At 40.8% G+C, this 15,311-nt stretch carries 9 protein-coding genes; 6 read left to right on the top strand and 3 right to left on the bottom strand.

From position 1 onward, the window contains the following. Window positions 1-36: 36 nt before the first annotated feature. From WBM98_RS01415 to WBM98_RS01405, 3 genes are read right to left on the bottom strand one after another with little or no spacing between them, the layout of a single operon-like run. The gene (locus WBM98_RS01415; protein WP_424364230.1) at window positions 37-1,311 is read right to left on the bottom strand and encodes a TRAP transporter large permease; all 1,275 of its coding nucleotides are present in this window, start codon (window positions 1,309-1,311) and stop codon (window positions 37-39) included. A 1-nt stretch (window position 1,312) separates the two neighbouring features. Continuing rightward, window positions 1,313-1,774, bottom strand: a complete 462-nt coding sequence (locus tag WBM98_RS01410; protein WP_424364229.1) for a TRAP transporter small permease — start codon at window positions 1,772-1,774, stop codon at window positions 1,313-1,315. Further along, on the bottom strand, window positions 1,771-2,715 hold the full coding sequence (locus WBM98_RS01405) for a TRAP transporter substrate-binding protein (protein ID WP_424364228.1): 945 nt from the start codon (window positions 2,713-2,715) through the stop codon (window positions 1,771-1,773). Before WBM98_RS01405 ends, WBM98_RS01410 begins: the two co-directional genes overlap by 4 nt. A gap of 312 nt (window positions 2,716-3,027) precedes the next feature. Here WBM98_RS01405 and WBM98_RS01400 point away from each other — a divergent pair, with 312 nt between their 5' ends. The 6 genes from WBM98_RS01400 to WBM98_RS01375 all read left to right on the top strand — a co-directional run bounded on the left by WBM98_RS01400 (window position 3,028) and on the right by WBM98_RS01375 (window position 15,216). Then, the gene (locus WBM98_RS01400) at window positions 3,028-7,269 is read left to right on the top strand and encodes a two-component regulator propeller domain-containing protein (RefSeq protein ID WP_424364227.1); all 4,242 of its coding nucleotides are present in this window, start codon (window positions 3,028-3,030) and stop codon (window positions 7,267-7,269) included. 7 nt (window positions 7,270-7,276) lie between these two features. Next, complete coding sequence (locus WBM98_RS01395) at window positions 7,277-9,085, top strand: arylsulfatase (protein WP_424364226.1); 1,809 nt, start codon at window positions 7,277-7,279, stop codon at window positions 9,083-9,085. A 4-nt stretch (window positions 9,086-9,089) separates the two neighbouring features. Beyond that, window positions 9,090-10,604, top strand: a complete 1,515-nt coding sequence (locus tag WBM98_RS01390; protein WP_424364225.1) for a sulfatase-like hydrolase/transferase — start codon at window positions 9,090-9,092, stop codon at window positions 10,602-10,604. A 121-nt stretch (window positions 10,605-10,725) separates the two neighbouring features. Next, window positions 10,726-12,294, top strand: coding sequence for a sulfatase family protein (locus WBM98_RS01385; RefSeq protein WP_424364242.1), 1,569 nt, complete (start codon window positions 10,726-10,728; stop codon window positions 12,292-12,294). Between the two features lie 10 nt (window positions 12,295-12,304). Next, window positions 12,305-14,101 (top strand): FAD-dependent oxidoreductase, encoded by a 1,797-nt coding sequence (locus tag WBM98_RS01380; RefSeq protein ID WP_424364224.1) that lies wholly within the window; start codon window positions 12,305-12,307, stop codon window positions 14,099-14,101. Next, window positions 14,098-15,216, top strand: coding sequence for a hypothetical protein (locus tag WBM98_RS01375; protein ID WP_424364223.1), 1,119 nt, complete (start codon window positions 14,098-14,100; stop codon window positions 15,214-15,216). The genes WBM98_RS01380 and WBM98_RS01375 overlap by 4 nt, the downstream gene beginning before the upstream one ends. Window positions 15,217-15,311 lie beyond the last annotated feature (95 nt).

Below are 15,311 nucleotides of genomic sequence, written 5' to 3'. Positions count from 1 at the left end.
TTCGTTAAAATCCTAAAGATGGCTTCACCCTTTCACTTAATCCATAAAAAGATTTGGGAGAAAAAGTGACACTTCAGGGAATAAGGTGACGATGGTCAAAACGATTAGGCTCACGATAAGAAATGGTATTCCTGCCTTGCTTACCGCACCTATTGATACCTTGCCAATACTTGCCGAAACAAAAAGGCAAACCCCAAGGGGTGGGGTGGTTAACCCTATCATTAGGTTGAGTAGTGCAATTACTGCAAAGTGAATGGGGTCTACGTCTACACCAATGGCTACTTTCAAAAGAATAGGAAATAAGATCAAGAGAGCGGCGATGGTTTCCATAAAGGTGCCAACCAATATCAATAATAGATTGATCAAAAGTAGAACCACATACTTGTTTTCCGAAAAATTGAGTATTTCGCTCGAAATGATTTGGGGCAATTGTTCTGTAATGAGGATCCAACCAAAAAGGTTGGCAAAACCGATCAAGACCATTAGGGAAGCCGATGTTTTCATCGAATCCAAAACGATGACCATAATGTTTTTGAAGTTCAACTTCCTATAAACGAAAACACCGATCAGCATGGCATAAAATACTGCAATTATAGAGGCTTCAGTCGGAGTGAAGATACCCCCTATTATCCCAAATAAAATGATAAAGGTCATGAGTAGGGACCAAAATGTATCTAAAAATCCTATTAGAATTTGTCGAATATTGCTTTTTGGAAAAGTTGGATAATTCTTTTTTACAGAAATATAATACGCCACGAACATCAATCCAAATCCCAATAAAAAACCAGGAATCGCCCCTGCCAGAAACAATCTACCTACAGAAAGTCCACTCAGGGTAGCGGCAATGATCATTGGAACACTTGGAGGGATTATGGGCCCCACAGTAGAAGATGCAGCAGTTATGGCACATGAAAAGTCAGCGTCGTACCCTTCTTTTTTCATCGCAGGTATCATGACAGAACCAATGCTTGCCGTATCGGAAATTGCAGTACCCGAAATACCAGCAAACAACATGGAGGCCCCAATATTGGCCAACGCCAAACCTCCTCGAACGTGACCTGTGAGATGATTGCAAAAAGAAATGATTTTTTCCGTCAACCCCCCACGGTTCATTAAATTTCCCGCTAAAATAAATCCGGGTATACTCAAAAGCACGAACACATCGATTCCAGAATACATTTTCATTGGGATTATGATCAACGGAATCCCTTTCATAAGTAAATAAGCAAGACAGGAGAGGCCTAAAGAAAATGCTATGGGAAATCGTAACAACAAACAAATTACAAAGACGACAACAAGTATCCAGATCATATTATCTTTTCATTTTAGTAAGGATATCGACAAAAGCAAAAAAAGAAACAAATAACCCCATGATCGCCATACTCCCAAAAGCAATGGCCATGGGCACATCGAGACTTGGGGAATGTTCAGGAAGCCCTACGTTTACAAATTGGAAAGCATAAATAGTGAGCACTAAAAAAAGTAGGAATGTGAACACTGAAATTATGATGTCCAAGATTCGTTGTTGCCCCTTGTTCATCTTGTTATAAAGAACATCAAAGTGTACATAACTGCCGTCCCTCATGGCAAGGCCTGCAGCAAAACACATGGCATATATGAAAAAAAAGCGTGCCGCCTCTTCCGTCCATGACGGGGCACTATCCATAAAAAAACGTGCATAAATCTGAATGAGGGTAGCACCAATGAATCCCAAGCTGCTCACTAGGGTGCCATACTTAAGAAACCGGGATATCCTTTTTACAATTTGCTTCATTCCCTAGCGGCTAATATTTCATTATAAATTTTTCTCATATCCAATGAGAGACTTTCATAAATGGCCTTTCTGCATTTATCGCCAAAGGCTTCCTTATCTACTTCAATGAATTCCATTCCTTTTGCTTGTAATTCTTCTTGTACTTTTCGCTCATTTTCTAAAAATAGCTGATGCTCATAATGGTGCATATCCGCGGCGGCCTTATCAAAAATTTGTTTTAAATCATCGGGAAATGCCTGATACTGTTTTTCCCCTATTACAGGATAGGTCCAACTAATCACATGGGCCGTTAGGTTTACATAATCCTGTACTTCATAGAACCCAGAGGACTTTATCATGGCAAAAGGGTTTTCCTGTGCTTCTATGGCTCCCTGTTGCAGCGATGTAAAGACTTCTGAGAATGCCATGGGGGTAGGTTTGGCACCCAAAGCCTGCCATGCCGTAACGAACGATGGTACATTGGGTACACGAACGATAAGCCCGTTAAGATCATCAGGATGTCTAATGGGTCGGTTTGAGGTCAAATGTCGGGGGCCTCTTTGAAAGTAGCCTATAGGGCGAATCCCTGTTTTCTCCTTCATTTCCAGTTCCATTCGTTTACCGATTGGGCCATTGATCAGATTTTTCATGTCAATTGAATCCCGTAATAGGAAAGGAAGTTCACAAAAGGCGACTATATCAATCCAGTTGTTGAGCATGGACCCGGTCGTCGTCATGTCGATCACTCCAGCCTGTATCAATCGAATCGCTTCAATTTCCTTGGCCAATTGCTCCGAATGGTAATTCTTGACCACAATTCTGCCATTGGAACGCTCTTCCAAAATTTCCGCAAAATATTCAAACGCCCGGTACCAAGTATGGCTTTCACTAACCAAATGGCTGGCATGTAGAAGAAATTCCGGTTCTTTTTCCTGGGAGCATTGCACACTAAAAGATGCCATTATAAGAATGGGGATACATCTAATAATTACTACTTGCTTAAAACTAGGAAAATAACTACGGTCAAGAATCACATGAGATGGCTTTGATCCGAAGATACAAAAACATAAAATCACGTGCATAGTAAACAAAACAACTTGATCTAAAAAGAATCATATGTTATACGGTCAAAACCATATCTACCCAGTTATGCACCAATGTTGGGTATTTTTGTAAGATGCACTTTGAACAGCAAAAATGGACCATTTCACTTGGATTTTTAGGGGTACTTGATAAGTATAAAAAATGGTATCTTTAAATGACGTATGGATCACATGATGAAACATTATTTATTACATAGTGGATTAGCTTCATTCTTTGTGATTGCTGCCTTGACAATCAGCCCTACTGTATTTTCCCAAGAATCAATTCACTTTAGCCATATTACTACGGATGATGGCCTCTCCCAAAGCGACATCAACACAATTTATCAAGATAAGCTTGGTTTTATGTGGTTTGGGACCCATGATGGACTGAACAAATATGATGGGTACCGATTTACCGTATACAAGCCGGATTCCAAGAAAAAGGGAAGCATCAGCAGTAACCTCATTTTCAATATTACCGGGGATAATGAAAACAATCTGTGGGTGGGTACTACGGGTAACGGATTGAACTACTTTGATCACAGAACGGGATCGTTCGTACAATATAAAAATAATAAGGAAAATGATTCAAGTCTAAGCAATGACCACGTGACAAAGGTTTTTCTCGACAGTAAAAACCGATTGTGGGTTGGCACGAACAATGGTTTGAATATGTTGGATCTTGAAATCACCCAAGACTCAATACGATTTCAACGTTTTAATCCTGAAAAAGACCCTTTTATGATCGGGTGGGACGGAAACTCGATATTCGATATCTTTGAGGATAGCAACAATCAAATATGGGTTGGCAGCCATGGTGGCCTTTATAAATTGGCCCGTGATCAAAACGGGAAATTATACTTTCAATTGGTCAATAAATTATTGGGGCTTCCCAATTTAAACGTACGCAGTATTGCGGAGGATAAAACCGGGAAATTGGTCATTGGTACGGAAAAAGGACTGTATTATCAAAAAAACAATAATCAGGAAATTGTAGCGCATAAGATAAGTGATGGGCACTTTAATGCCATTCAAGTAGATAACAATAACCATATCTGGGCAGGAGCGAATGACGGGCTCTATTATTTCGGTGAACATGACGAAGAAGGCATACCCCAATTATCAGGTCAATACAACTACAATATTCAAAGTGAATATAGCCTGAGCAAAAACATAGTTAAATCGATATTTATTGATAGAACCGGAATTATTTGGATTGGCACCAATGGTGGTGGCATTAACAAGTTTGATCCAAACCGAAAGCAATTCAGACATTTCAGAAAAAACCCGAACCCCAATAGTTTAAGCTATGATAAGATTAGGGCTATTTATGAGGACAGCAATGGTTATTTATGGATAGGTACCGAAGGGGGTGGATTGAATATGTTAAGAAAAGAACATGACAATGGTACATATGATAATTTTGAAATATTCAATGGTATAACCAAGCCATTCGCCATCACAGAAATAAATGAAGGCAACAAAAAGAAATTGTTCATAGGGGCGGAAGGGGAAACTGGATTATATGAACTGGACATAACCCATCCAAATCAAATTGGTCCCGATAAAATAAAAATCGTTGAAGGTATAGACAAAAGTGTTTTTGCCCTTTATGCGGATTCTCACCAAAACCTATGGATCGGCACTTATGGTGGTGGAGTGCACCGTTGGATGAAAGAAAATGATTGGGATGGTGGCTATCTGAAAGATAATCTTGTTCACAACCCATCAGAATCCAATTCAATTTCAGGCAGTATCATAAGGAGCATTATTGAAGACAAAGAAGGTAATATTTGGTTTGCGACAGCCAATGGGTTAAGCATGTTGACCAAGGAAGAAAAGTTCAAAAATCATCCGAGGTTCGAAGTTTTCAGAAATGATCCAGTAAATGATTCCAGTATTAGCCATGATTATATCCTTTCAATTTATGAAAGCCAAAAAGGTGATTTATGGATTGGTACTTTTGGTGGTGGATTAAATAAACTCGTTCCCTCAAAAGATGGTAAAAATGACGGATTCATTTCCTACTCCGAAGCGGAAGGCTTACCCAATGATGTCATAAAAGGAATTTTGGAAGATGAGCATGGTGATTTATGGATTTCTACAAATCAAGGCCTTTCGAAATTTAATCCACAAGGGGAAATATTCAAGAATTTCAATTTTAATGATGGGCTCCAGAGCAATGAATTCCAAGAATTGGCTTGCCTAAAAAGAAAGGACGGGGAAATGCTTTTTGGGGGTGTAAATGGTTTTAATGCCTTCTATCCAAGGGATATTGTAGAGAATTCTTTTACACCGGAAACGGTAATCACCGATTTTCTTATTTCTAACGAACCTATTCGAAAAGGAGAAGAAATAAATGGACGTGTCCTCTTGAAACAGGAAATTGGAGAAACCGATAAATTAGACTTAAAGTACAGCGAAAACAGCTTTTCATTCGAATTTGCGGCCCTACATTTTGCCTCACCTACAAACAACCATTTTGCATATATGCTAAATGGTTTTGATAAGGAATGGATCCAAACGACGTCTTCAAAACGTTTTGCCACCTATACGAATTTAGGACCTGGCCTTTACACCCTTAAGGTAAAAGCTTCAAACAATGATGGCCTTTGGGACCCTACTCCCGCCCAAATCAAAATAAGGGTCATACCTCCATTATGGCGTACTGACGTGGCCTATGGTTTTTATGGATTGTTGGCGCTAGGCCTATTATGGCTCTTTTGGCGGTACACATTCATACGCACTACCAAAAAGCATCAATTGGAACTGGAGTCCATTGAAAAAAAGAAATCCGAAGAAATGCAACGGGTAAAACTGGAATTCTTTACCAATATATCCCATGAATTCAGAACACCTTTGACGCTTATCAAAGGTCCCTTGGAGTATTTACAGGAAAAAAATGGCGTATTGGACACCAGTGTGGTCCAAGAGCAGTATACCATAATGAAAAAGAATACAGACTATTTGCTTAGGCTTGTTAACCAACTTTTGGATTTCAGAAAGATCAACCAGGGCAAAATGCACCTTGTAGTGCGCAACACCGATATTGTGTCCTTTATCAAAGAAGTAACAGAACCTTTCCAGTTTATGGCGCTTAGAAGAAATATAGCGCTGAATATTATAGCCAATGAAGCTACCCTTGTTTCCTATTTCGATCATGAAGCCTTGGAAAAAATAATGAACAACCTGCTTTCCAATGCCTTTAAATTCACCCCCGAAAACGGAAAGATAACCATTGAGGTTTCAAAAGGGATACAAAATACCCAGGAAACAGTGTCGATAAAAGTGAAGGATTCCGGTACCGGGATTCCTGAGGAAAGAATAAACGAGATCTTCAAAAGGTTCTATGCTGCCGGCAATGAAGTGCATATGAATCCTGAGGGTATAGGCATTGGGCTTTCGTTTACCAAAAGTCTGGTTGAACTTCATCAAGGCACTATAGACCTAACAAGTTCACCAGGGCAAGGCACGGAGTTCGTGGTAAGCCTTCCTACCCAAAAAGAAGCCTATGTCAAAGTGAAGGGAATTACCATTAAAGAAATAACCGATAGTGATTTCTTGGTCCGCTCCACAGAGACAGAATCGTTTGCCATTGGTATCAATGATGAGATTGAGGATGAGAACCTCTCCAATTCAAGGTCCAAACATCCTGTTTTATTGATTATTGATGATAATAAGGATATCAGGACATTTATTAAACGTTCCCTGCATGATGAATTTACAATTTATGAAGCCGAAAACGGCAGTCAAGGGTTAAAGATCGCAAACAGGATTATCCCTAATATCGTCCTTTGTGATGTTCTTATGCCCGTTATGGATGGAATGGAATTCTGCAAGGCATTAAAATCCCAAAAAGAAACAAGTCATATACCAGTGCTATTATTGACCGCCAAATCATCTGAGGAGAGCGAAAAGGAAGGTTTAAAATTGGGAGCTGACGATTACCTGACAAAACCGTTCAATATGGAGGTGCTAAAACTGAAATTGACCAATATCATTTCGCAAAGGGCCACCTTAAGAAAACGATTCAATAGAAATATAGTCATCAATCCAAGCGAAATCACGGTAACATCAAGCGATGAAAAGTTTCTAAACAATGCCATGGAAATTGTTGAAAAGCACATGATGAACACTGATTTTAATGTTGAAATGATGGTTAAGGAAATGGGGCTTAGCCGCAGTAACCTCTATCTCAAATTCAAAGAGCTTACAGGATTGTCCTCAAGTGGATTCATCAGAAATGTCCGACTCAAAAGGGCAGTACAGCTGTTCGAAACCAGTGATTTGTCAGTAAAGGAAATAATGTACATGACGGGTTTCAACACCGCTTCCTATTTCTCAAAATGCTTTAAAAAACAATTTGGGGTCATCCCGAGTGAATATGTAAAACATAGAAAAACGGTAAATATGCCGTCAGATTCTAACTAGTAGAAAAATGAAGGTCCTGTTACGTCATCTTATGTTCGCTATTTTATCGGTAATCCTACTTCTTAATTGCAAGGAGGCTGATATGGTAAACATGGAAGAAATGGCAAAACCCAATGTCATCATCATTTTAACCGATGATCAAGGATATGGTGATTTGGCGTATCATGGCAATCCGATACTAAAAACCCCCCAGTTAGATGCATTCGCATCGGCATCACTAGAACTTACAAACTTTCATGTGGGGACCACCTGCGCCCCTACTCGTGCCGGATTGTTAACAGGTAGAAATGCCGATCGAAACAATGCGTGGCACACAATTGCGGGATGTTCCATCCTTTTGGAAGATGAGGAAACCCTACCTCAGGTTTTTGAAAAAAATGGATACCGTACCACCATGTTCGGCAAATGGCATTTGGGGGACAACTACCCATTTAGACCTAATGACAGAGGATTTCAACATGCCTTCTACCTTGGTGGTGGCGGTGTAAACCAGACCCCGGATTTCTGGAACAATGACTATTTTGATGACACCTACCTTAGAAATGGTATACCCGAAAAATCAAGTGGGTATTGTACGGATGTTTGGTTCAACGAAGCCATTGAATACCTAAATACCCCTAGTGACGAACCTTTCTTTATGTATTTAGCCTTGAATGCCGCCCATGGCCCGTTCAACGTACCGGAATCCTATGCCAAGTTATATGAATCCGCTCCGCTATCTGAACAACAGAAAAGATTCTATGGGATGATTTCCAATATCGATGACAATTTGGGTAAATTGATTTCACATCTAAAAAAAACAGGGCAATATGACAATACCATATTGATTTTCACGACAGATAATGGTACTGCCGCCGGTATTGCAAAAGGAAATAAAGAACAACCCATTTTAGGGTATAATGCCGGGTTACGGGGAACAAAAGGAAGTCATTATGATGGGGGCCATCGTGTACCTTTCTTTATCAGCTGGCCAAATGGTGAAATCTTACAAAAAACAAAACGTAACGCACTGACCGCCCATGTTGACATCCTCCCAACATTGGCCGAATTGGCAGGCCTGACTTTCGAATCCAAAAAAATATTGGATGGCACAAGCATTGCCAATATAATGCGGGGAGAAGCACAGGATATTGACCGTATGTTGGTGGTCGATACCCAAAGGAACCAATGGCCTGAAAAAGGTAAAAATAGTTGTGTCATGTCCTCGGAATGGCGATTGATCGATGGCAAGGAACTCTATAATTTGGCCGATGACCTGGGCCAAGCCAATGACCTTGCCGATAAACATCCTGACCTTGTTTCTGAAATGAATCTGTTTTACGATAATTGGTGGGCAAGCGTGGAACCTGATATAAAGTATGCGGAAATTCCACTTGGCAATAAAATCGCCAATCCTGTAACTATAAGCGTCCATGATATGCATACCACGGAAGGGATTCCATGGAACCAGGTACAGATCCGTGAGGGTAAGCTATTCCCCGCTGGCTATTATAGCGTAAAAGTGCAGGATGAAGGGGAGTATCGTTTTAAATTGTATCGCTATCCTCCTGAATCTGGGTTAACATTAAAAGCCACTACCGAAGAAATTCCGGGAACGGCTTTTCGTGATGCACTTCCAAAAGGACAACCGATCCCTATAAAAACGGGGAAGGTTGAAATTGGTGGCAATACCATTTTCGCCGAAACCGACACAGACCAACCTTACATCGAACTTAAAACCAAATTAAAACCAGGGAGTCATACCCTCAAATGCTCTTTTCTTACGGCCGAGAACATTGAAATTCCCGCTTATTACATTCAAATAGAAAAATTATAGTCCTATGAAAAAACTATTTGCCCTAGTCATTATCGCATTGGTGTTGAATTGCAAAACAGAAGAGGCATCAGAAACGGCTAAACCTAATGTTGTTTTCATTTTTGCGGATGATATGACCTATACAGCTGTTAATGCAGTGGGCAATACAGAGATCCAGACTCCAAATATCGATCGCTTGGTCGCTACTGGAACAACATTCACCCATGCTTATAATATGGGTGCATGGAACGGTGCCGTATGCCAAGCATCAAGGGCCATGCTCATTTCAGGACGCAGTGTTTGGGAGACTGACCAATTCAGACAAAATTGGATAGGAGGGCAAGAAATGGACAAAACTTGGGGAAAATTAATGGAGGGGGCAGGTTATGAAACCTACATGACCGGTAAATGGCATGTAGATGCCCCGGCAGATTCCGTTTTTCAGCATGTTACCCATGTGAGGCCAGGCATGCCAAGAGATTCATGGAGCCACGGTGGATCAATTCCAATGATAAATGAAATGCTAAAAAATGGCAAATCAGAATCAGATATAAAAGCGGTAGGGTATAATCGTCCATTAAATGAGAATGATACATCGTGGACCCCAACGGATAAGAAGTTCGGAGGTTATTGGGAAGGAGGCAAACATTGGAGCGAAGTCCTTAAAGACGATGCAATCGATTTCATCACTAAAGCCAAAACCAAGGATACCCCTTTCTTTATGTACCTGGCCTTCAATGCCCCCCATGACCCAAGACAAGCACCTCAAGAATACCTGGATAAATATCCGTTGGAAAATATCAGTTTGCCCAAAAGTTGGATGCCCATGTACCCGTTTAAGGATAGTATAGGTAATGGACCTGACTTAAGGGATGAGGCTTTGGCACCATTCCCTAGAACGGAATATGCCACAAAGAAACATATTCAGGAATATTATGCATTGATCACCCATCTTGATGATCAAATTGGGGCAATTCTGAATGAATTGGAAGCTAGCGGCAAAATGGATAATACCTATATCATTTTCACCGCGGACCATGGTTTGGCCATGGGGCGCCATGGGCTGTTGGGAAAGCAATCCCTGTTTGACCATAGTATCCGCCCACCATTCACGATTGTCGGGCCTAAAATTGAGAAGGGCAAAAAAATCGATACGGATATTTATTTACAGGATGCTATGGCCACTAGTCTAGAACTAGCGGGGATTGAAAAGCCGGATTATGTTTATTTCAACAGTTTCTTGGATATTCTCAATGGCGAACGAAGCACCAGTCATTACGATGCCATCTATGGGGGTTACGTGAGTACACAGCGAATGATAAGAAAGGACGGATTTAAGTTATTGATCTACCCTAAACTGAATAAGATATTGCTCTTCGATTTGACCAACGACCCAGAAGAAATGGATGATCTAGCGAAAAAACCGGAATACAAAGACAGAATTAATGCCATGTTCATCGAATTGATCCAGTTGCAAAAGGAATTAAATGATCCTTTGGATATAAGTCAGATCAAACCCCAATTAAATGCCACTCCATAAAATAATGAATATGATGATGTATATAAAAAGAATGCTGCTTGTTTTGATACTAACAGGACCCCTATTTTCCTGCAATGAAAAAAGTGCCACCGTGGTTCAAAAACCAAATATCATCTATATCATGGCGGATGACCATACGACCCAAGGCTTTGGTATTTATGGCAGCCGTTTGGCAAGCCTCGACCCTACCCCAACGCTGGACAAACTTGCCAATGAGGGAATCATTTTTCAGAATTGTTTTGTCAATAATTCCATTTGCGTGCCAAGTAGGGCTGCAATATTAACAGGTCAACGAGCGCAAACAAATGGGGTCATAGATTTGGAAGGTTCTCTCGCCCCTGAAAATCAATACTTGCCACTTGAAATGAAAAAACTGGGCTACCAGACTGCCATAGTCGGTAAATGGCATTTGCATGATGAACCTGCTGCCTTTGATTATTATAAAGTACTTCCGGTTCAAGGGAAATATTTCGATCCTGATTTTAGGGTTCGTGGTGATAAGCCCTGGCCCGAAAATTTGGTCCAGACCAAAGGACATTCATCAGACATGATTACGGACATCACCTTGGATTATCTGAAGAACAAAAGAGACCCGAATAAACCTTTCTTTTTGATGCATCACTTTAAGGCACCCCATGATGATTTCGAAAATGCCCCAAGATATGACAGTTATTTGGCAGATACATTTATTCCAGAACCGGAAAGTTTATATGATAATGCTAATAATGGTTCAATTGGGACAAGAGGAAAAAACGATTCATTAACCCGGATTATTGGTTCATCAGTTTCACGTCGAAATTTAATTCGTAACCAAGCCATGAATATCTATTGGAATGACACCACGATTTATAAAAAATACCGGGAAGCCAAGGATATTAGACCTGAAGAATATGTGAAATGGGAAATGAACCCAGCTGAGCGGGAATACACAAGTAAGGTGTATCAGGATTATTTGAAAAAATACCTGCGTTGCGTAAAAGGAGTCGATGACAATGTAAAACGCCTGTTGGATTATTTAGAAGAAGAGGGATTAATGGAAAATACCATCATTGTCTATACCGGGGATCAAGGTTTTATGTTGGGGGAACATGATTATATTGATAAACGATGGATGTACGATGAGTCCATGCGGATGCCTTTCTTTGTCAGATATCCTGAAAATATCAAACCTGGTACAAGAACCGATGCCATAATCAATAATACCGATTTTGCCCCTACGTTGATAGAATTGGCTGGAGGTAAAGCACCGGATTACATGCAGGGAAAAAGCTTTAAGACCATTTTGGAAACTGGCGAAGAACCTGAAAATTGGCAACAGGCAACCTATTATCGGTATTGGATGCATTTGGCACATAAACACCAAAATCCGGCCCACTTTGGCATTCGCACCAAAGACTATAAACTAATCTTCTTCTACGGAAAATATTGGGTAGATACCGATGACCCTAATGCCACATGGAATAAGGAGAGTTGGGGCAATGATTTTATCACGCATACGCCCCCCGCATGGGAATTCTATGATTTAAGCAAAGACCCAAAAGAAATGAACAATGTCTATAAAGACCCTGCCTATGCTTCGGTCATCGCTGATTTAAAAACCCAAATGGAACAAATGCGGGAGAATTTGAACGAGACCGATGCCAAATACCCCCATATTCAAAAAGTAATCGATGAACATTGGAATGATTAGAATAATACGGATGAATCTATTTAGAAAAATTATACCGCTTTTTTTCATCTTCTTCTTTAATGCCCTTTTGGCCCAGGAACTATTGATCGAGGCTGAAAACTTTGACAATCCGGGAGGTTGGGTAATCGACCCTCAATTTGAACAACAGATGGGTTCCCCCTATCTTTTGGCGCATGGCATGGGGGTGCCTGTTGAAAATGCCATGACCAAAGTGAAATTCGAAACCGTTGGTAAGTATCACGTTTGGGTACGAACCAAGAACTGGGTCCCTGGCAATTGGGAGGCACCAGGGCGATTTCAACTAAAAGTAAATTCACAATTGATTGACAAGACGTTAGGTCTCCGCTCTGGTTGGGGATGGGAATATGTCGACAACATCAATGTGACAGCACATGAAATTCAACTGGAACTCATCGATTTGACTGGATTCAATGGCAGGGTTGATGCTATTTATTTTTCCACAAAAAATGAAGAACCACCATCTTCTTCTAAAAAGCTGGCATCATGGCGAAAGACCATCAAGTCCGAACCCAATGCGCCACCAATCACGAAATCATATGATTTAGTGGTTGTAGGTGGGGGAATCGCCGGTTGTGCCGCGGCTATAGCCGCAGCGGAGGAAGGCCTAAAAATCGCATTGATTCATGACCGCCCTGTACTTGGTGGGAATGCCAGTGAAGAGATCAGGGTTCATACGCTGGGTATCTATGGGAACTTTGAACGCATTCTTAAAAAAATAGATACCGAGCACTACCCCAATGGGAGTGATGAGGCAAAACTCGACCAGAAAAAACGGGATGATAACGTTAAAAATTATAGCAATATCGACCTATTCCTGAATCACCGGGCCTATGATGCCCTAGCCAAGGACAGTATCATTCAATATGTGGACGCAAGACATACATCCACAGGAGATCGCATTCGGTTTACAGCCCCGCGATTTGTAGATTCCACGGGTGACGGTTGGATAGGATATTGGGCAGGTGCCGAGTTTTCATATGGCCGTGAAAGTGTGGATACATACAGAGAGGAATGGGAAGAGCATGGTGAATTATGGAGTCCGAAAGAACCCGACAATGCCGTCATGGGCTCATCGGTATTATGGGGTTCAAAAGAAACATCATCCCAACAGGCTTTTCCAGAGGTACCGTGGGCCATGCCTGTGGCTAAGGATTATGCAAAAGTAGCCGGGGAATGGCAATGGGAGTTCAGCAGTCCGGATTTGAACCAAATCGATGACGCCGAAGAAATTCGCGACCACATGCTACGGGCTATTTATGGTTCGTTCGCAAATGCCAAAAAACAGCCTGAAAATGCCCATCGCGAACTTGAATGGGTATCCTATTTAGTAGGGAAAAGGGAATCACGAAGATTAATTGGCGACCATGTTTTCACCTTTAACGATGCAAAGGAAGGGCGCAAATTTCGCGATGGGGTGGTGATTGAAATAAGGGCCGTCGATATACACTATCAGACGGTACTTGAAAATGAGAACAACCCTGATTTTATATCGGAGGCACTTTTTTACAATACTCCTGAATATTATATTCCGTATCGAAGTTTGTACTCCAAGAATATTTCCAATCTTTTTATGGCCGGAAGAAATTTCAGCTGTTCCCACGCAGGGTTGGGCGGACCAAGGGTTATGCGAACCACGGGCCAGATGGGCGCTGCAGTGGGTTTTGCCGCTGCCCTTTGCAAAAAGTACGATGTTAATCCGAGGGAGATTTATACCGGTTATTTAGATGAATATTTAGCGTTGATAGAAGAGCAGAAATTTGAAAAGATCCCAGATTCAAAACAATGAAAACCTCTTTTTCCATACTTCTACTTATACTGCTCTTTTCAGGAAGACCCACCAGTGAATTAAAGGAGGTTCCCAACAAGCTTCCTATGAGTGATTTTTTGGATAAAGCGCCTGAATTTTATGTATTGCAATGGAACGTTGGCACAAAACTGACATCCCAAAAAACGGAGTTTTTCATCGAAGTAGATTCTGTGGGAAAACAGGGTATCGATGTTTTACTGAATCAAAGGAAAGAACCCGTTCTATATACCGCTGCTATTTCGACCCCCGTATGCGCTGATGGAGAATGCAAATTAATGAATCTAAAATTGTATTGGACACTTTTAGGGGAATATGCCGGTTTTGACCGCTATCCCGATTTACCCTTGACCAAATACGACCATGATATATTTCTGGAAGAAGATTATCAAAAACTACATGAACTTTTGACCGATGATAAAAGTATCCTGGGAAGAAGAAGTATTGACCGTTTGGTAGAGCAACCTAAAATGCGGACTGTTAATGGCGTGGATGCCGTTTCGGGGGCGACCATTACCCAAGTAAAAGAATCTATTGTACCTGGTGCACTTTATTCTTGTTACACCGCTTGGCATTTAGCACATGGGGATATTCGTGAAAAATTAAAAGCTAGGACCCTTGCTGTATTAAACGAGAATATAATAATCGATATGCTCTATAGCAATAACCCGGAATACCAGCTTTTTGCATTGGAAAAAATGGATCAGGAATTATATCTGCAACATCATGTTCAAATTTCGGAAATATTCAAAACGGCCATCCCATTGGTTCGCAGTGTCGTTGCGAAAAGCTTTATGACACATTTTAAAGCAACCCCGAACTTGCAACTACCCTTCTGGCAAGCTTTCGATAAAATAGATGTTGGCAGCCGTAGTTTATTACTGAAAAATTTGGATACAGCACCCCCTTTTGTTGTTGACATCCTATCTGGTAAGTTATCGGCAATGAGTAAAAATCAACTTAATAGCTTTTTCAGCCATTTATCGCCAAAGCATGAATTATCACGCGAAATTCTAAATAACATTGAAACATTTGCGAATTCCGATAGTGAAACCTACGCCTATCTTGCAAAGCAATATATAGAGGAAGGACAATAGAACTCCTTAAATAGAACCTATGGGAGACCAATTTATCGGCAAATTGATCATTGAATTTTAAGTAAGTAGTGAAACTATACTCACGTATCAACAAA

This window comes from Maribacter sp., from assembly GCF_049667165.1.
In the GTDB taxonomy this organism is placed as follows: domain Bacteria; phylum Bacteroidota; class Bacteroidia; order Flavobacteriales; family Flavobacteriaceae; genus Maribacter_A.
This window is presented reverse-complemented; position numbering and strand designations above follow the sequence as displayed.